Consider the following 19510-nt stretch of genomic DNA (forward strand, 5'->3'; position numbering starts at 1 on the left):
ACGCTTGGCGAAGAAGCAAAAATGCCCTGAATTCGAAAACCACGAACGGTGGCTCGTGTCCTTTGCGGACATGATGACTCTCCTGTTCGCGGTCTTCGTGGTTCTTTATGCCTTGAAAAAGGAAGGCGCCAGCGAAGCCAAAATTCAGCAGGCTGCCGTGTCGATCCAGGAATCGTTCAATGATGTGATGGAAGATATCCCCGAAGTCAAACGCGTCGGTCCCACCGAGCAGGGCTTTGGTATTTTTGAGCATCGCAAGGGCGATCGCATTCGCCCGCCTATCGTCACCAAATATCCCTCCGCCGATCGGCAGACCAAGGTCATCGACGCTGAAATGCAAAAAGTCGCCGAAATGATCAACCTGCGGATGTATGGCAAGGAAAAGCTGCGTGAACTGGAAAAAAAGGGGCAGGAGCGCATCGTTTCCGTCCAGCGGGACAACGATGGGTTTCGGGTCAAGCTCTTGGCCACCCACTTTTATAAGCCGGGAGCCTATCGCGTCAACCAAAGGGCCATTGATGACCTGAATCAGGTCGGCAAGATCCTGAAGGAGCTGGGCCGCGATCTCACCGTGGAGGGCCACACGGATTCCGTGCCGGCCAGCGGTGAGCTGTCCAACTGGGAGCTGTCCAGTCTGCGCGCGTCCTTTATCGTGCGGCATTTTATTGAAGAATTGAATTTCCCACCAGCGACGCTGGCGGCAGCTGGATACGCGGATACCAAACCGATAGCCAGCAATTCGACGGAAGAAACCAGAGCCTTGAATCGGCGCATCGAGATAAAGGTGCACTACAATGAGTAAACCCTGGCTCAAGCTCAGTTGCCTTGCTCTGCCGCTCCTGGTCGGCTGCGATCCCTATCACAAGGACAAGTGTGAGTGGTATCTGGTCCCTGAGCCCGAACATATCCAACTGGTGGATACGGGTTGGGTTTCCCTTTGTGCCCGTAATTACACGATCAATAAGGAGCGGTGCTACCTCAAGAGCACCCTCGATTTTGCCAAGGAATTGAACGGCAAACTGATTCGCTTCTCCTCCCTTAAAGTAGCGGAAACGGGGCCCTATCCCCGTGAAATTTTAAGCGTGAAAACTTGCAAGCCAGATAAGGAATAAGTCGTGAGACGCAACAGTGGGGATGGGGTGCCTCAAAAGGGGCGCTCCTGTGGTGCCTGTACGTTGTGCTGTACGCAACTGGAGATCGAGTCCAAGCCTGGGTTCTCCACCCGCCTCGACACTGCTGAAGACATTGCCAAGGGCGCAGGCGCGGCCTGCCAGTACCTTACGCCCCAGGGCTGCAGCATTTATGAAGTGCGGCCGCTGGTGTGTCGGCAGTTTGCCTGTGATTGGCTGCTGGGGGAAAAAAAATTCGGACCTCAAGACTCCCCGATGAACACGGGTCGTATTGGGGTCCGCGGTGTCACATTACATTTTTATAACTACTGAGCCTAAGCTACGTTTAGAGACAGCCACAGATGCGGCGGTCGCCGATGCGTGGAAATTCAAACGGATTCGTATCCGATCTGTCGTAGACCACGCGACCGTTGGATTCAGTAAAGCAGCCCAGGCCCCGGCCATTGGTGTCGCCGAAATCCCAGTTTTCATTGCCTCGAATTTTTACAAACAGGTCATGACATTCCTGTTTGTTGAAATCGTTGTCCGTATCTGGGCCACTTCCGAAACGAGTCGCGATGTAAGGGTGTGGGTTCAGGCCGCCTTTCGCACAGTATTCGGTACATGACATTTCCACCGGAACAAAGCAGTGGCCATCCACCATGGTGCCGCCCAGGCACGTTGTGGTCGTGGTCGGTGCAGCGGGTGGGGCCACAGGCGCAGCCGGTGGCAGAGGCGCCGTTTCCACCCGAACGGTCTGACCAGCCGAGTTCGGATAGGTGTAACCGTAGATACTATTACGGGCAACATTGGATAGAGTTGTGCGATCCGAGCCGCGGAATGTGAAATGCACATCCCAGGCGACCAGGTTCGTGGCTATGGTTTTGGTGATGGTCACACCAAACGGTGCATCAGCGGGCAAACGAATGTCATAACTCTTCCACGCATCCACGGAAGTCATAACCCTGATGCCATCGGCTGTGGTCGTGTTACAACCCACCTGCACGTTATCATCCTGTACATTAAACGGAGAACAGTCGACCAGATAGCCAGGGACACCCGTGCCTGATTCCGTGGGGCGATCATTGGCCTTGGTATCAGGGTCGAGGGCTATAGCCTGACTCGTCGATTTGGATTTTTCAGTGAGGGAAAATGACTTCTGCGTGCACGATTGCGCACTGAACAGGAGCATCAAAGCTGCCAGCCGAATTGTCATCAAACTGTTAAAAACCTGCATGTGCCACCTCATGGGCACAAGATCGGCATTTTCTGCACTCAACTTGAACGAATTTTTTATATAACGGAAAGCATTGGCAAAAGTTTGCCAAATCCGCGTCGAAAAAAATGCAAAAAAGATTGGGATCAGCTTTTTTGGAGCCAATTGACTTCCTGGAGATCGGCCGCCAGGCGCAGGACATCGGCGTCGCGTCCTTCGCTCAGCTTCAGACTGATGGACTTGTATTCATAGAAGGCGATCGCCGCCAGCTGATAGTGGCGACTGCGATAAAGCCAGCGGGCCAGGGCATTCCACACCAAAATCTCCTGGTCGATGTAGTAAAGACCCGAGATCTTAGGAAGAATTTTTTTGATATCAATCAGCCGTTTGGCAAAAGGAATTTCACTATCGTAGGCTTCTTCCAGCGATTGGGTGATGGCAAACAGCTGAGCATTCTTGGGCGATTCCATCACGCGCGAACCGACGAGCCGGCTGATCTTGGGCAGCCGTTCCAGCCACTGGGTTTTTTTATGACCTGCAGTCCAAAGATAGAGTTCGAGTTTATAGGAGCTTGAATACTCAGACTTTTGTTTGCGGAGCAGGCTCATCATCTCGGTCAGGTCACCTGACAGGCTCGACTCCAGGCAGCATTGCTCCCAGGTCAATTCCTGACGACAGCTCGCATCGGTGATTTCTGATTCGATGGCTTTGGCTTTTTCTATGCCGGCTTCGAGCTGACCCGAGATGCGCAGTGATTTTACGATCCAAACGCGAATGGTATCGGTGACCTTGGAATCATCACAGTCGGCCAGGGCTCGATCCAAAAAGTGCAGGGCCAATGAAGCATTGCCCAGCCGCAAGGCGTAGATGCCCATTCCCAGGTTCTGACGCGCGGTGTGCTCGGGAGGCATGATCGCCATCTGGGCAGCCAGCTGCCGTTCCCACAGCGCCTGCAGGATCTCACTGTTGGAATGATGGATATCACTGATAATGGTATGAAGTTCGGAATACAAAAACGAAACCCGCGTATGCCCGGGCTTGACGCCGGCTACGCGAAGGATCGCCTGACCCAGGTTGGAAAGATCCTGAATCTGCCTTTTCCCGAGCCCACCATAACGATCATGATGGACCAGAGCCGAAACGATAAAGACAAAACGGCGAAGCAACTGGTCCGAGTCCTCGGCCGATTCCAAAAACTGGATCTGTTCGAGGATATAGTTCAGACGCTCGGCCTCACCCGATTGCTGGAGGATTTGATCCAGCTCGATCTTGATGGCCTTCTTCGTCTCGTCGATGGCGGTTTTTTTCCAGCCTTCTCGCCCTTTACGGGTCATGCCTGCGACTCCAAGTTTTTTTCGCTTAGAGCTTAAGTCGGACGAGGCGGGGGTCTTACTTTATGGAGAATTTTATAAGGTTCCAGAATCCATAAAGAAAGCCTCAAGAATGGGCCGGAAGCTTGCACACAACTTGAAAGGCTGAAACAGGCTGGCGAATATTTCTGATTCATTTCAATCTTCTAGGATCCTGTGCCGTGAAAGCACGCCTCTTTTGGACAAAACTTCTTTTGTTCAGGGGCCAATTCATCTTGAATTTTAGAGGCTTAATCTTCTGGCGCGGCAGGTGTCTGGACCGGTTGGACAGCCCCATGAAGCCTCTTGAGTGGGAAGTCCTGATAATGATTGCAAGCCATCGCACGGCACAAAGCGTGAAATAAGAGAAGCAGGGTTACACACGCACGCTAGGTTTTCCCAGGTCACCTGGGAGTATAGTTGAAAGGAATAAGATGAAGAAGGAGTTCTGCAATTTTGTTTCTTGTTTCTAGTATCTCGTGACGTCATCGTCGTCGCAGCGATGGCGCTCATCGTCCCCTATCTCGGTGTAGTGGTTTCTTCAGGGGTGCTTCATCCTCAACCTGCGTCGCATCAGGTTGAACTTACGGATGAGGCACCTTATCCTTTTCAGGGTCTTCGATAATTCATAGGCTGAGCCGGCCGCGCATTCATCGGATATTTCAATTTAAAGCGATCGATCTGCTCCTGAGAGATTTTCAGGTTGGCATGCAGAACGTTCCAATTCACCTTCTCACTGCAGGGTGGTGTGGTGAGTGAACCCGCGTAATGAAACGCGGTTAAAGATGCTGGCAGAAGGCCGCGCAGATTCAGAGTCACATTATAAGGCTTGATGGGGGCATTGGCCTTGACCGGCATGTAATCCCAAACCGTTTGATAGCCGTGATGGACTTTGCCAGGATTGATAAAGGCACCGACCACCGCCAGCTGACCCTTGTCGTTCGCATGAACAAAATGCACTTCCATTTGATACGTCCGATTTTCCACCAGATGCTCACTGGGCGCATGGAAATGAAATTGTTTTAGTTCATAGCGTTCACCCGCGATCGTCGCGAAGTTGCCACGCTCGACATTCACTTGAACCGTATGACCGTTATCCAGGACTTGGAACGTGCTCGGTTTGTAATCGAGTTCGATCGCGTCCCGCGTGGGCCAGGTGTTCATGATATTGATCGGACTTTGCTCAAGTCCGGTGCTGCAAACTTTGAAACCATCGGCGATGTCGCCCCAATGCTCCGGACCTTGATCACCCGAATATTCCCAATGCGGACCGTGGGCAGCAGGAGCTTTGGCGGCAAGGGCCAGGGTGTGTTTGCTGCTTTTTTTTGCGTGTTTTGCTGCTGGTGCGTGTTTTGCAGCCGGCGCATGGGCCGCTGCTTTTGTATGTTCAGTCTTGTCACGCAATTTGGCTTTTTGGGCTGCCGACAAGGTGCGTGGAGCGGGTTCCTCGTGTTCATGCGTCGCGTCTTCATTTTCCTTGCGCAGCGCTTTATGCAGACGGTCTTCACCATCGTCTTCATCTTCATGGGAAACAGCCGGATGGGCGGACAGTTTCATCCGTGCTGCCGATTTGGATTCGACTTCATGAGTGATGGTGGTTTCACTGGGCTCGTCATGAGCCGCGTGATGGGCAGGCTCGGCCCTTTGGTGATCGTCTTCCACCACTTCGAGTTTTTTAGGGGCATGGCTGCTCCGGTTTTCGATCGCGAGTTCACTCTGAACCGAGAGGGATCCTGGACGCAGGAGCGGATAAAGACTGCCAAATCCCACCAGAAATCCAGCCATCGTCGTCATCAGGAGAGCCGGCACCGGTTTTTGGTGATAGAGCAGCGCCGCCATCAGAGAGAAACCTGTGATCACCACAGCACCCAGGCCGCACTGATGAACGAGCTGCATGCGGCTCGCAACGACTTCACCCGGAACCAGAAGAGGCAATGCGATCGTCACCACCAGATAGGCCCATAGGCCGCCCGTGAAAAAGAAGGCGGTTAGATTTTTAAAGAGGCTGTCGTGGAGTCTTCGCCAGAAGAAGCAGATGGAAAGACCAAGGCCGATGAAACCCAGCGTGGTCGATTGCGTCTGATAATCCAGTCCTGTGAGGGCTATGGTGGCCTTCATGCCTTCCAGAGCAAAGATCACGATCGCAAAGAGAACACTCATGATGATGTAAGTTGGTGTTCCCTGATCGGGTTGCTGATGGTGATCGGAATGACTCTTCGCCATTTCACGTACTCCTTTGAGGGGCGCTAACCCACTTGTAGGGAGCATCGGAGGCATTTGGGGGGAATTAAGAAAGACCTCCTTACAGTTGGGTAAGGAGGTCTGTTCTTCTCTTGAACCCGATCAGACGCTTGGCGTATGAGGCAGGGGTCCCACACTCATAAGGGGGCGTCCTATCAGGGTTTCGGCGACTTTAAGGTAAGTTTCGGCCAGAGCCACCAGGCGATTCACGGGAACGTTCGGAACCACGCCCTGGCCACTGAAACCCAAATCGAGAAGATAGCGTCGCACGGTCTCCTTGTCGAGCATCTCGGGAGCGTCGCCTCGGGCCAGATTGGTTTCATAATTGGCTTTAACCCAAAGGCGGGAGGAATCGGGCGTGTGAATTTCATCGATCAAGCGAATCTGTCCCGTCCCGTCACGACCGAACTCATATTTGGTATCGACCAGGATCCAGCCTTTTTCTGCGTATTTTTGTTGCCCGAATCGGAACAGATTCAAGGCCATGGTCGAAATTTCCGTCCACTCCTCCTGGGTGCAAACGCCCTGCTGCACGAGCTGCCTAGGCGTGGCATCTTCATCGTGTTCAAAGGCAGCCGCTTTGGTGGTCGGTGTGATAATCGGTTCGGGCAGGGAGCGGTAGGGTTCCAAGCCTTCAGGAAGTTTAACCCCACAGAATTCGCGCTCACCCTTTTGATAGGCCCGCATCATGCTGCCTGCCATATACCCACGCACCACCACTTCCACTTTGTACGGCGTGCAGCTGATACAGCGTAAAACGCGTTCATGGGGGCGTGACAGATAATGGGTCGGGACCACAGCGGCTGCGGCTTCGAGCCAGTATTGCGAAATGTCCGCGAGGATGGTGCCCTTGTAAGGTACGAGGCCAATAAAACGATCGAAAGCCGAGAGGCGATCGGTATGATAAATGAGCAGTTCGTTGTCGGTGCGAATCAATTCCCGCACTTTCCCGGCATAAACATTCTGGTGTTTCTGCTGGAATTCCTTTTTTTCCGATTCGGAAAATCCCTGGTAAGCGTGTTCGGTGACGGCTCGGTCGGGGTCGCTGCTATGAGCGATTTCTTTGAGCAATTCGCGAATGGGCTTCACGTGCGGTCTCCTTTGTAGGGTGCGCTACTTCCCTATCAGAAGAGAAGCAGACGCACAAACCGCTAAATCAGCGCGGAAGCGATGGATGTGGACCATCAGGGGTAAGATGTCAATATTATTATGTTTTTCTTGAGCCCAGGTTATTGCGATTGATCGAAATCAAAAGTCCTATCGCCGTGCATATAGTGAGCATGGCGGAGCTTCCATAGGAAAAGAAGGGCAGAGGGATACCCACAACCGGGAAAATCCCCATGACCATGGCCACATTGATGGCGAATTCCAGGAAAATAAGGGATCCGAGGCCAACCGCCAGCAGAGCGGTAAAGGTATCCTTACAGTGCTTGGCGATATCAAGAGCGATATAGGTCAAGAGGCCAAAGCCCATAAAAATCAAGACGCTGCCCCAAAAGCCATGCTCTTCCGAAAAAACCGAGAAAATAAAGTCGGTATGCCGTTCGGGAAGGAAGCGGAGGTGAGCCTGGGTTCCTTGCATAAAGCCTTTACCAAAGATGCCGCCGCTCCCCACCGCAATCAAGGACTGCAGGGCATGATAACCGGTATTTTGTGGATCAAGATTGGGATTGAGCAGGTTGAGAATCCGCAGTTTCTGATAAGGCATGAGCAGAGTATTCCAACCCACGGCCGCGATAAAAGGCATGGCCAGCAAAACCGCTGCGATGGAGCGTAGATCGATGCGGATAAAGGCCAACTGACAAATGGCGATGAGCAAACAAATGCCTGCAGTACCAAAGTCAGGCTGGGCAAAAATAAGCGCGAAAATGAGGCCCATCATCATAAGGAGTGGCATGAGATCGCGCAGTCGATAGGGCGAATCCTGCCGATTGGACGAGAAAAAGCGAGCCAGGAGCAAAGCCATGCCAATTTTGGCAAATTCGGAGGGCTGAAAACTCAGGGGCCCCAGGGAAATCCAACGCTGCGCGCCGCCTGCCACGCGACCAGTAAAAAGTACGATCATGAGCAGAACACATATCAACCCGACAAACCAGTAGGTATAGGCTGCGACCTGTTTGATGGAAACGATCCAGCCGAAAATCACAAACGCGCTGAGCGTGATCACCAGGTTGCGTGTCTGGGCCCAGAAAAATCCAGCCCCGACACTCGCGCTATATAGGTTGATCAAGCCAATGCCAAGCAAGCCTGTGAAGAGCAGAAGCAACATCGTAATCTGTGGACTGCTGGGCTTTTTGAGGTCGCCTTCCGGAAGCAGAAAAACGCCATCAGAATGTTTTCTCTTGTTTCTCATGTCTGTGAGCCTCGGCTGCAGGTTTTTTCTCGCCCTGACTGATATCTTTATGTGCGGCCGCCAGCGCGGCTTTTTCATTTTTCAGGCGCCAGTAAGCTTCGATGATTTTGCCCGCGACCGGAGCCGCGGAACGACCACCACCGCCGACGGTATCGTTCTGGCTGACGATGGCCACGGCAATTTCTGCATTTTCCACTGGGGAGAATGCAGCGAACATCGCATGCTCTTTCCAGTTCATCGACACATCCGCCTGGTTGCGGTTTTTCTTCAAACTCACGACCTGGACCGAACCGGTTTTGCCCGCGACCGTGGTGCCGGGAACGTTGGCATTTTTACCCGTGCCTTTGGGATCCATGACGACCGACATCAGGACGTTGCGAAGGACCTGGAAGGTTTCCGGCTTGATTTCGGTCACCTTGCGAATGAGTTCTGGCTGATGCTCGTAAACCGTTTCACCGACATGATTGGTGACGCGATTGACCGCGTACGGTCGCCAGACTTTGCCACCGTTGGCGATGGATGCATAAAGATTGGCCATCTGCACGGGTGTAATCAAGTCATAGCCTTGACCGATGGAAATATTCGGCGTGTCACCGGCGGCCCAAGGGAAGCGGTGCACCAGCATTTTCCAGGCCGAGGTGGGAATCAAGCCCGGACGTTCCATGTTCAATTTAATGCCCAGTGCCTGACCCAGGCCCAAGGCCTTGGCGTAACGTGCGATACGATCGACGCCGAGTTCCACACCGACCTGATAGAAATAAACGTCACACGATTTCATCATGGCCAGATTCAGGTTCACGGTGCCGTGACCCCGACGTTCATGGCAATAAAAGCGGCGATTCCCGAGCGTGAAGTGACCGGGGCAATGATAGGTTTTGTTCACATCCACGACGCGTTCTTCCAGAGCCGCAATGGCTACGACCGGCTTATACACCGAACCAGGCGGGAATTCACCGCCAGTGGTTTTATCGAGCAGAGGCTTGAAGGGGTTTTCCGTCAGACGACGCCAGTCTTCACTGGAAACCCCGGTTTGCATGGCTCTGGGATCGAAACCAGGCTCACTCAACGCGGCCAGGATCTCTCCGTTCTGAGGATTGAGCACCACAACAGCCCCGTTTTTACCAGCGAAGGCATCCCGTGCCGCTTTTTGCAGCTCCTTGTCCATGGTCAGTTCCAAATCAGAACCAGGAATGGCGGCGACACTCGGATACTGCCAGCCATTTTCTTCAAAGGACTGCGTTTGACGACCGAAGGCATCCACCTGGATCAGGCGATAGCCGCGACGACCGCGCAGATATTTTTCCCAGCGGGCTTCCAGACCTTGCTTGCCGATCAAATCACCCAACAAATAAGGATTGTCCGGAGTCGCGTTATTCAAATCTTCCATGGCTTTGGGATCGATCTCGCGCAGGTAACCGATCACGTGCGGCGGCACATCCGGTCCATAATCACGGCGAGGCGCAACGCGGACTTCGATGCCGGGCAGAAAGATTTTGTTGGCTTCGATAATGGACACTTCATGCTGCGACATGTTGCGTTTGAGCGTGATCGGCAGGAATTTCGGTTGACCCTGCGCCATTTCCAGGCGGGTTTCAAAGCGGCTGGTCGGCACATGCAAAAGGCGCGCGAGGATTTTGAAGGTGGTATCGCGATCGGAGACATACTGAGGAATAAAAACCAAATCAAAAAACGGCGAGTTGCCGAGCATCACCTCGCCATTGCGATCGTAAATAATGCCGCGCGGCGCGGGAATCTCAATGCGACGCACACGGTTGCGTTCGGAGATATCCTTATAGTATTCACCCCGATAGATCTGAACATACCAGAGACGAAACAGCAGGCCGCTGATCACACCCAGGATCAGGATACTGGCCCACATAAAGCGGGATTCGATCAGCAGACTTTCTTGTTTATGTATGCGGGTCATTGCGGTACCGGCTCCTCGGCATCAATCGTCATCCATTCGCGGGAAAGGTACATGCCGTAGCTGACAGTCACGATAAAGCGGACGACCTGCTGCGCTATGTACGCCGGCTGATGGAGTGAGGCCGTTTGCAAAAAGTTGATGACGAACACTTCAAACAGGATCACCCACAGCGAGGCCAGAGCATACGAGACCAGCCATGGCGTTTTGTAGCGCCAGGACAGTGCCGGCCGCACCAGTGAAATCACATTGGCCAGGATCCAGTAGGCGCAGATATAAAGTCCGGCAGGAACCGCGAGGCGCGTTTCCAATATCAAGGCGCCCACCAGGGCCAGGATATGAGCCTGCAGGGGTCTTTGCCGAATGAATGTGATCACGAGCCAAGGTGTGATGAGGTCCAGATAGCCGAGTGAGCCAAAGAGATAAGGCAGGATCGTGATCTGGATAAAGCCAATGATCAAGAGAAACAGGATGTCCTTGGTCAGGCTGCCCGTGTTAGGCCTGGGTCGCCACTTTTTGAGAGTGCGACGCGTACGAGTCAAGGCATCTCGGCGCTCGAGGATGTCCATTTTCAGCCACCCTTTTGCTCATCAAATGGTTTGTCCAGCCAGGATTCTCCGGCTGTTTCGATAATCTTTTGCAATTCCTGATCGTGATTTTCCAGCACGATCACTTCCTCGATCCGATCAAAATCGGTCCAGGGTTCCACTGTAATGGTCTGGGAAATATTATCGGATTCATAGCTGATACGTACGACTTTGCCGACCGGCAAACCCTTCGCAAATCCACCGATGATGCCTGACGTGATCAACGTATCACCGATGCGCACTTCCGCGCGTCGATTCAGTTTCAAAAGACAGTGAGTATCGGCACCCTTGAGTACGCCGCGCACGCGGGTCCTTTGCAGGAGGACGTCGAGGTTAAAGTTGGCGTCGACCAAAAGATGCACGTCAGCAAATTTTTGTCCGGTACGAATCACGCGGCCCACCACGCCCTCGGCGGTGACGACCGGCATGCCCACCTTGACTCCATCGCGCTTGCCCTTGCTGACCCGCAGCGTTTTAAAGCTGGGATAACTGCGCGCGCCGATCACTTCAGCGACCAGATGCGCACCCTGGAAATGTTGTGTGAAACCTAAAAGATTCCGAAGCCGCGTGATCTCCTGCAGCTTGTCTTCATAGTCGAGCAGTTTGGTTTTCAAAACCGCGACATTCGACTTGAGCTGAGTATTTTCCTTGGAAACGCCGGTCAGCGCAAAATAATGATTCCACACGCGACCAAAGAAACCGCTGCCGTTATCCCAGACATACTCGAAGGGATAGAGAACTTCCTGGGTGACTAACGTCAACGTTGATCCCGTACTCCAGGGACTGAGAGTCGAGGATAGGAAGACGAACGGCGACAGAAGCGATGCCACCAGGACTAACCGCCAAAAAAATCTGGCCTTGCTTTTCGCCATGGACACTAACTCCAGGATCGCGTCGGCCCCGATGGGGCTGGCATGGAAACGTAGGTGAAGGAAAGGCTCAGGGGAAGACCCACTGAGCCATACAACCTTATTGGCTGTCTCATTGCAAACGATAATTCGTGGATCGGCAGCCTAAGAAAGGGATGGTCCTGCTTAACGCAAGGCCACATTGCTCAAAATATCAATCTGATCCAGCGCCTTACCGCTACCCAACACGACAGCTGTCAGCGGATCTTCAGCGATCATGATAGGCAATCCGGTCTCTTCGCGCAAAAGAATATCGAGGTTTTTGATGAGAGCGCCGCCACCAGCGAGCACGATCCCTTTGTCCACGATATCAGCGGCCAATTCAGGAGGGGTCTTCTCAAGGGCGATGCGAACCGTTTCCACAATGGTATTGACGGGTTCAGCAATGGCTTCACGAATTTCCTCAGAGGCGACTTCGATGGTTTTGGGAATACCAGCGACCAAATCGCGACCCTTGACGTGCATGGTCTGAATTTCATCATCGGGATAAGCGGTGCCGATGGCGATTTTGATTTGTTCCGCCGTCCGCTCACCGATCAACAGGTTATACTTTCTTTTAAGGTAGTTGACGATGGCTTCATCCATCTTGTCTCCACCTACGCGCACCGATTTGGAGTACACAATACCAGCCAGCGAAATCACCGCAACTTCAGTCGTTCCACCGCCGATGTCGACGATCATGTTACCGCTTGGTTCGGAAATAGGCAGACCAGCGCCGATCGCAGCAGCCATCGGTTCTTCAATCAAATGAACTTCACGCGCGCCAGCGGATTCTGCCGATTCTTTAACAGCGCGCTTTTCCACTTCTGTGATGCCGTAAGGTACGCAGATGATGATACGAGGTTTCACCATGGTCCGGCGATTGTGAGCTCGCTCAATAAAGTAGCGCAGCATGGCTTCGGTAATTTCGAAGTCTGCAATCACGCCGTCTTTCATGGGACGAACAGCGACGATGGAACCGGGTGTCCGGCCCAACATGTCCTTAGCTTCTTTGCCCACTGCGAGTATCTTTTTGCCTCCGCGAACGTCCCTTTGCACAGCGACGACGGAAGGCTCGTTCGTCACGATGCCTTTGCCTTTGACATAAACAAGAGTGTTGGCGGTTCCCAGGTCGATAGCCAAATCATTCGAGAACATTCCAGCCAACCAGTCGAAAATCATCCCCTATCTCCTGTTTCCAATAAACGATTTCTGTTTGCAGCTTATTATTAAAGCACGTTCTTGCGCATCCTCCAAACAAAGAAAGGGCCTGACCTCAAAATTTTCGAGATCTTCGGAGCCAGCGCTGTCTTCGTCCCGAGACGATCGAGCGGCCCCTCAGAATTGCCACTGCTTTGGGCAGAGGAATCGAGTCACGGTGAAGCCACAAAATCCTTGCAATCCATCTTAACGGCGCTCTCGCACTATGGTAAAGGTAGTAGCTTATCTTGTGCGCATGGGTAAATTGCGTCAAAAAGTACAGAATCAACTCTCAGCGTTGGGGAAAAAGGGGTCTAGGATGCTTAAGTGGAAGAGAACGACGGACTTGGACGCCAAGTCGATTACGAAGTCTTGGCAGTCTTATACCGTTTTGATTTTGGCCATGGGGGCCATGCTGTTCTTTGGCGTGTGTCAGCCGAATGAGGGTGGATTCATTCCCCCGACCGGTGCCGCTGCTTCTGTTGATGGCATTAAAATCAGTTCGCTGGACTTCCGCCGGGCTCATAGCAATATGACAAACCAGTACCAGCAACAGTTTCGGGATCAGTTTGATCCGGTGGCGATGGGTATTTCCCAGCGTGTGGTCGATCAATTGGTTGACTCGACTGTGCTGTACGCCGAAGCTACAAAAAACGGCATCTATGCCACTGACGAAGAAATTGAAAAACTGATTGTCGAAGGTGAGTACTTTAAGGGCGAAAAAGGAACCTTCGATCCCGAACTTTTCAAACGCTATCTGAAAAGCCAGGCGCACACCGAGCAAACTTTCACCGAAGAGATCCGCCGGAACCTCGTCGTGAATAAGTTCCGCACCTTGCTGTCGAGCACCTACCGCCCGACCGCGAAGTTCGCCGAGATCAATTACCTGATGGACGAATCCAAGGTGAACGTGGAGTACCTGCGTCTCGATCCAGGCGCCATTCCGGTAAAAATTGATCAGGCTGAAATCGACAAATTCATGAAAGAAGGCGGTGACGCCAAGGTCAAGGACTACTACGAGAAAAATAAGAGCGAATTCAACCAGGATAAAAAGGTCAAGGCCCGTCACATCCTGATCGGTTTCAAGGAAGGCCGTTCGGCCGCTGGCGAAGCCGCCAAACGTTCCAAGGATGACGCCAAGGCTCTGGCTCAAAAAGTGGCCGCAGAAGCCAAGGCGAAAAGCGGTGAATTTGCCAAGCTGGCGGAAAAATACACAGACGATCCATCGGGCAAATCCAAAGGCGGTGACCTTGGTTTCTTCAAGAAGGACCAGATGGTCAAGGAATTTTCGGACGTGGCCTTTGCTATGCAGCCGGGTGCCGTGAGCGACGTGGTGGAGTCACCCTTCGGTTTCCATATCATTAAAGTCGAAACCGTCCAGGAAGCCAAATCCGTCGCGCTGGAAGAAGCGCAAAAGGATATTGCGGAAAAGCTGATCGCCCGCGATAGAAAACCAGCGATGCTGGCCGAAAAAGTCAAAGCGCTGCAAGCTGCCCTGAAAGAGGGCAAAGGCGACGACATGATGAAAGAGCTGCAGGTTGCCTGGAAGGAAACAGGGGACTTTGGTCTCGGCTCACGCGTGATTCCCGGTGGTCTTGGTTCAGACCCGGCTGTTCGTCAGGCGATCGCGGCTTTGAAAAATCCTGGCGACATGGCTCCGGAAGCTGTCAGCGTCAACGGGGTTCAGTATATCCTACGTCTGAAGTCGAAAACGCCGGCTGACATAGCCAAGCTGGATGAAACCAAGCGTAAAGAGATGGTCGAGTCGGCCAAGTTCATGGAATCCTATCCGCTCTTTAACGCTTTGACATCGCAGATTCGTAAAAAATATGAAAGCGATGGAAAAATCTATAAAAATCCGGATTTTGTTCAGTATGATGCTCTGCTGACCCGCAAAGTTGAAGACTGAGTAGCATAGTTCCCACGGAAGCTCTGTGGTATCCTGTCAAAAAGTCTTAGACAGATGCCCAGAGCTTTTTGCATTTAAGCGAGCCGCCAATGACCAGGGCTTTGATCATTCGAAAACCTACGAATCTGGAGCAGCATCAGCAGCTTCAGGCGCAGAGCCTTGTCGTCTCCACGGACCCCGAATATTTGCAGATGGCGACAAGGTCGCATGAAGAGCACTATGCCTGTCTCGCCAAACTGAAACAAAGTCTGCTGGATCATCAGATCGAAATTTTGGAAGCCGGCCGCGGTCAGCATTGGCCGAAAGGTGATTTCGATGTGGTGATCGCCCTGGGTGGTGATGGCACTCTCATCACCGCCAGCTACGGTCTGCGCCCGGGCATGCCGCTGATCGGTATTCGCTCATCCTCGGCCAGCGTGGGTTTTCTGTGTGCGGGTGACCAGAGCAATGTCGATGATGTCATTCAGCGATTTGTGGACGGTCGTTTGATTTACGTCGAACGTCAGCGTCTCAGCGCCCGAATTGATCGCGCGGCGGGCGGTACGGAATCCATTCAAACGCCAGCCCTCAACGATTTTCTTTTTGCGGCCGCAAGTCCCGCGGCGACCACACGCTATCGCATTGGTTTTCAGGATCGGATCGAATCCCACCGATCCAGCGGGATCTGGATTGCGACAGCGACGGGTAGCACAGCGGCGATCGGTGCCGCCGGTGGTGTGCCCATGGATGCCGGTGATCAGCACCTGCAGTTTCTGGTGCGGGAGCTTTATCATCGGAAAGAGGAAGGCCTCGTCATCACGCATGGCTTTGCCGATCCAGTTCAGGATGACTTCTGGATTGAAAACCACTGCCCTGCTGCCATGCTCGCTTTGGATGGCGAAAAACAGGTCTTACGTATCAATTTCGGTGACGTGATTCGATTCACGCACGCTGAGCGCATTCGCGTCGCCATTCGACCCAATTGATTCGGACTTCGGTTATACTCGTGGTAGGGAGGGTCCAATCATGAGATGCCGTTGCGTTGTGATCTTAGCCGGGTTTTTCTTCTTTGCCTGTAAAACCGTCGAACCGCCTGAACCGCAGGCCCCGATTCCAGCTGCGGGCGCTCCGGCTGCGGCCACCACCACTCCTGTCAAACCTTCATCCTCTTTGCAGTCAACGCCCCATCTTGTGACACCGGGTCCCGACGAGGTTCTGACTCGCCGCAGTGCCAGCGCCCGTTGTCCGACATCGGTCGAACTTGACGAGATCGAGCGCGCGGTTCACGTTCTGGGTCGGGATACCATCGACCTTGTCCACGAAGACCTGACTTACCTCAAGCGTATGATGGCTCGGACGGACCGGGACGGGATCAATTCCTGCTGCAATCAACTTGAGCAGCTGGTGCAGGACTGCGAGATTATGAATGAAGACAAACCCTCGGCTGAGGCTTCGCTGGATAAAATTCGGAAGACCACTTTATTACTTTGCCCAGCTGGCTAAAGCCGGAAGACCGCTTTGCTACGTGGCCCGGCAAGACTACTTGACTACTTTGTCCCACTTGCTAAAGTCGCCCCATAATGGGCCAGCATGCGAATCAAGGCATCACGGTTGACGGGCTTGGTCATATGATTGGAAAATCCTTTGTCCAGGCACTGCTGCCTTTGTTCCTTGAGCGCATGAGCGGTCAGCGCGATAATAGGCAGCTGATAGCCGAGGCGACGAAGTTCCACCACGGCCTCGAAGCCATCCATCACCGGCATCTGGATATCCATCAGCACCACATCATAGGCCTTGCTTTGAATCATCTCAATGGCTTCGCGGCCATTGTTGGCTAGCTCTGCGTTACATCCTGCAATTTTCAGAAAACGCTGCACCACGATCTGGTTATCAATCGAGTCTTCGACCAGCAGAACCTTCAAACCATCGATGCGAACTGTCTGTCCAGGGACAGATGATGACGTCTGGCGGCCCAGGGCGTTGTTCGAACTCTGGAACAGCACCCGACTCGTGCGACCCGAGTCAATGGTGATGGTAAACGTGCTGCCGATACCCGGCCGGCTCGTCGTCAATTCCAGATCGCCGCCAAGGCCTTCGGCTAGTTTCTTGGAAAGCGTCAGACCCAGACCCGTGCCTCCGAACTTGCGGGTGGTGGAGACATCCGCCTGGCTAAAGGGTTTGAAAAGTTTATTGGCCTGCTCGGCCGAGATCCCGGAGCCGGTATCGGTGACAATAAAGGCCAGCAGGTTTTGATTCTGCGGCCCGATGACGGTTTTCACTTTCACCTCGATCGATCCTCGTTCGGTGAATTTCAGGGCGTTGCCGACAATATTCATCAGGATCTGCCTGAGACGCAGACTATCCGTTTGCACGGTCGCCGGAATCGGTCCATCGGCCGAGACGATCAGACTGATGCCTTTTTCCGCAGCCTGCAGATGCAAAAGCGTGGTGATGTCAGTGAGGATCTCCTCGATCGGCACCTCCTGCTTTTCAAAATCCAGCTTGCCGGCCTCGACCTTGGAAAGATCCAAAACATCATTGATGATGTTGGAAAGAAGCTCACCATTGCGCTTCAAAGCGTTCACATAATTCACGCGTTCCGAGGGCCTGATGCCCTGACTCACCAAAAGTTCCGAGTAACCGAGGATGGCACCGAGCGGAGTGCGAATTTCATGGGACATGTTGGCTAAAAATGCACTCTTGGCTGCACTGGCAGTATCGGCGGCTTCCTTGGCAATCCGCAAGTTTTCTTCAAAGGATCGCTGGTCGGTAATATCGGCAAGCACGGTGATGACCCCGCGTGGTTCGGCTGAACCCTCACTGATATCCGGAATACAGGTCACATGACAGAGGCGGGGCCGGCCCTGAAAATAGAACTCATATTCAAACATGAGTTTGGGATCAGGCTGATGCGAAAACTGCGTCCGCATTTTCTCCTGCACTTCCGATCCGAGGGTCTTGAGGACCGAGCGTCCATGCACAGCATCCCGGTCGAGGTTTTGCCACTGCAAATAGGTGTCATTGGCGAACAGGATGTTCTGCTGCCGATCAAAATAGATGATCGCATCGGGGAGAGCATCGGTGATGGTACGAATCTGATTGGCACTGTGCCGCAGCTCTTCGGTTTGTTCGGCGACCTGGCGTTTCAACTCCTGCTGCAGAAGCTGCTGCTTTTCGTCGGCAGCACGACGTATGGTAATATCGCGGGTGATGATGGAATAACCCTGCACATGTTCCTGGCTGTCATAGACAGGCGTAATGATCACTGTGGCAAAGAACCGTGAACGATCCTTGCGCAGGCGCCAGCCTTCCTCTTCAAATTTGCCCAGCGTGAGGGCAATCTCCAGTTCCCGGGTCGACGTCCCCTGTTCGTTGGCTTCCGCAGGATAGAATATGGAAACATGCTGACCCATCACTTCATGGGCGCTATAACCGGTTAAGCGTTCCGCCCCACGGTTCCAATTCAGGATGCAGCCTTCCGTATCGAGCAGAAAAATGCCGTATTCCTGAACCGAATCGACCAGCTCACGGTAGCGTTCCTCGCTGATCCGAGTTTTCACCTCAGCCTGCTGCCGTTTTACAAAAAGACCCAGGCGAATAGCCAGATCCTGCAGAACTTCCTGAATTTTCTTGTCCGTGACGCGGGGATGAGAACTGACAAATTCGATGATACCGACATGATCATTGCCGATGTCGATGATGAGTTGCAGGTGACTGGAAAACGGCGCTTCGGGCACGATGAGGGCTTGTACGATCGAGTCCGCCACATAAGGCAGAACAGGCGCCCCGCTTAACCGATAGGTCGCTTCAAATTCCTCAACCAAAGGGTCCCTGTTGTTCCAGGTTTCCTGGAGTGTCAGGGTATGGGATTCCGTGCTTCCCTGCCACACAGCGCCGAATTCCCAGCCGAGACCGGTGCAGGTGATGTGAATAAAGCGGCGGAACGCATCATCAATCGACTCCGCATCGACCAAAGCTTTCGTGACTTCGAGCTGCGTATTCTGCAAAACCTCTGCCTGCACGCGTTCGCTCGCATCGTGAATGAAAATTCCAAAGACGATATCGGCATCCGACTGCACGAGGGTGGTATTGATATCCGTCGGGATCTCCCGACCATTTTTGGCCAAAAGATTCATGCGGCTGAGGGTCAGGAAATAATCCTTGGGACTTTTATGGTTGTCCTGATAGCGAGCCGGGATGAATTTATCAATAAAGAGGGATCCGAGCAGTTCATTCTGCTGCCAGCCCGTCAGCAGCAGCATCTGTTTGTTGCAAAACGTAATGCGCCCTTCAGTATCCACGGTCACGAACGCATCCATCGCGGAATGGAGTATGGTGCGGTACCTTTGCTCCGCTGTTTCCAATTGATCGATGCTCGGAAAGGCCAGCGCTTTGGGCAATAAGAAATACAGCGCCACCGCTGTGGAAACTGACACCAAAGCCGTGATGGCTTTGGTCAGACCCTGCAGGGCATAATAGGGCTGCCAGACGGTGAGGATTTCGACAAAGTGCGTCACGCCACAGGCCGTAATAAACATCGCAAAGAGCACAAAGATCCAGTTGAAGTCCAGATCACGACGCTTACGGACCAGCTGAATCAGTAGCCATGGAATCCCGAAATAAGCCAGGCTGATGAAGACGTCCGAGAGCACGTTCAACCAAAGGATATCCGGCCGCCACAGATAGCAGTGACCGTGCGGCATAAACGTTTCCGTGTTAAACAGACTTCTGAAAAAGTCCATAGCGCCTGGCCTCC

At 53.1% G+C, this 19510-nt stretch carries 16 protein-coding genes; 6 read left to right on the forward strand and 10 right to left on the reverse strand.

The genetic code is table 11. The annotated features are described in order from the left end of the window. Positions 1-4 precede the first annotated feature (4 nt). Genes VE954_RS17265 through VE954_RS17275 form a run of 3 tightly spaced genes read left to right on the forward strand, consistent with a single transcriptional unit; the run spans position 5 to position 1442 of the window. Positions 5-802, forward strand: coding sequence for a flagellar motor protein MotB (locus VE954_RS17265; RefSeq protein WP_324954981.1), 798 nt, complete (start codon positions 5-7; stop codon positions 800-802). Then, a complete protein-coding gene (locus VE954_RS17270) occupies positions 795-1112 on the forward strand; it encodes a hypothetical protein (RefSeq protein WP_324954983.1) in 318 nt (105 codons plus the stop codon). The genes VE954_RS17265 and VE954_RS17270 overlap by 8 nt, the downstream gene beginning before the upstream one ends. A gap of 3 nt (positions 1113-1115) precedes the next feature. Beyond that, complete coding sequence (locus VE954_RS17275; protein ID WP_324954985.1) at positions 1116-1442, forward strand: YkgJ family cysteine cluster protein; 327 nt, start codon at positions 1116-1118, stop codon at positions 1440-1442. Positions 1443-1455: 13 nt separating this feature from the next. Here VE954_RS17275 and VE954_RS17280 read toward each other — a convergent pair whose 3' ends face one another. The 9 genes from VE954_RS17280 to VE954_RS17320 form a co-directional block, all read right to left on the reverse strand. Next, positions 1456-2346: a hypothetical protein gene (locus VE954_RS17280; RefSeq protein WP_324954987.1), complete on the reverse strand. Its 891-nt coding sequence runs from the start codon at positions 2344-2346 to the stop codon at positions 1456-1458. Positions 2347-2471: 125 nt separating this feature from the next. Then, on the reverse strand, positions 2472-3659 hold the full coding sequence (locus tag VE954_RS17285) for a hypothetical protein (protein ID WP_324954989.1): 1188 nt from the start codon (positions 3657-3659) through the stop codon (positions 2472-2474). A 624-nt stretch (positions 3660-4283) separates the two neighbouring features. Further along, positions 4284-5897 carry a carbonic anhydrase family protein gene (locus VE954_RS17290; protein ID WP_324954991.1) on the reverse strand — a complete coding sequence of 538 codons (1614 nt, stop codon included), beginning with the start codon at positions 5895-5897 and terminating at the stop codon, positions 4284-4286. 120 nt (positions 5898-6017) lie between these two features. Further along, positions 6018-7004 (reverse strand): phosphoribosylaminoimidazolesuccinocarboxamide synthase, encoded by a 987-nt coding sequence (locus tag VE954_RS17295; protein ID WP_324954992.1) that lies wholly within the window; start codon positions 7002-7004, stop codon positions 6018-6020. A gap of 118 nt (positions 7005-7122) precedes the next feature. Beyond that, positions 7123-8268 carry a rod shape-determining protein RodA gene (gene rodA, locus VE954_RS17300; protein WP_324954994.1) on the reverse strand — a complete coding sequence of 382 codons (1146 nt, stop codon included), beginning with the start codon at positions 8266-8268 and terminating at the stop codon, positions 7123-7125. After that, positions 8243-10195, reverse strand: a complete 1953-nt coding sequence (gene mrdA / locus VE954_RS17305; RefSeq protein WP_324954996.1) for a penicillin-binding protein 2 — start codon at positions 10193-10195, stop codon at positions 8243-8245. The genes rodA and mrdA overlap by 26 nt, the downstream gene beginning before the upstream one ends. Next, on the reverse strand, positions 10192-10761 hold the full coding sequence (locus tag VE954_RS17310) for a hypothetical protein (RefSeq protein ID WP_324954998.1): 570 nt from the start codon (positions 10759-10761) through the stop codon (positions 10192-10194). The genes mrdA and VE954_RS17310 overlap by 4 nt, the downstream gene beginning before the upstream one ends. 2 nt (positions 10762-10763) lie before the next feature. Continuing rightward, complete coding sequence (mreC, locus tag VE954_RS17315) at positions 10764-11651, reverse strand: rod shape-determining protein MreC (RefSeq protein ID WP_324955000.1); 888 nt, start codon at positions 11649-11651, stop codon at positions 10764-10766. 162 nt (positions 11652-11813) lie between these two features. Further along, positions 11814-12848 carry a rod shape-determining protein MreB gene (locus tag VE954_RS17320; RefSeq protein ID WP_141735649.1) on the reverse strand — a complete coding sequence of 345 codons (1035 nt, stop codon included), beginning with the start codon at positions 12846-12848 and terminating at the stop codon, positions 11814-11816. A 337-nt stretch (positions 12849-13185) separates the two neighbouring features. Here VE954_RS17320 and VE954_RS17325 point away from each other — a divergent pair, with 337 nt between their 5' ends. From VE954_RS17325 to VE954_RS17335, 3 genes are all read left to right on the forward strand, one after another. Beyond that, on the forward strand, positions 13186-14775 hold the full coding sequence (locus VE954_RS17325) for a peptidylprolyl isomerase (protein ID WP_324955002.1): 1590 nt from the start codon (positions 13186-13188) through the stop codon (positions 14773-14775). 89 nt (positions 14776-14864) lie between these two features. Then, complete coding sequence (locus tag VE954_RS17330; RefSeq protein WP_324955004.1) at positions 14865-15740, forward strand: NAD(+)/NADH kinase; 876 nt, start codon at positions 14865-14867, stop codon at positions 15738-15740. A 40-nt stretch (positions 15741-15780) separates the two neighbouring features. Beyond that, a complete protein-coding gene (locus tag VE954_RS17335; protein ID WP_324955006.1) occupies positions 15781-16257 on the forward strand; it encodes a hypothetical protein in 477 nt (158 codons plus the stop codon). Positions 16258-16301: 44 nt separating this feature from the next. Here VE954_RS17335 and VE954_RS17340 read toward each other — a convergent pair whose 3' ends face one another. Further along, positions 16302-19496: a PAS domain S-box protein gene (locus VE954_RS17340; RefSeq protein ID WP_324955008.1), complete on the reverse strand. Its 3195-nt coding sequence runs from the start codon at positions 19494-19496 to the stop codon at positions 16302-16304. Positions 19497-19510 lie beyond the last annotated feature (14 nt).

It is taken from the genome of Oligoflexus sp. (assembly GCF_035638955.1).
GTDB lineage: Bacteria > Bdellovibrionota_B > Oligoflexia > Oligoflexales > Oligoflexaceae > Oligoflexus.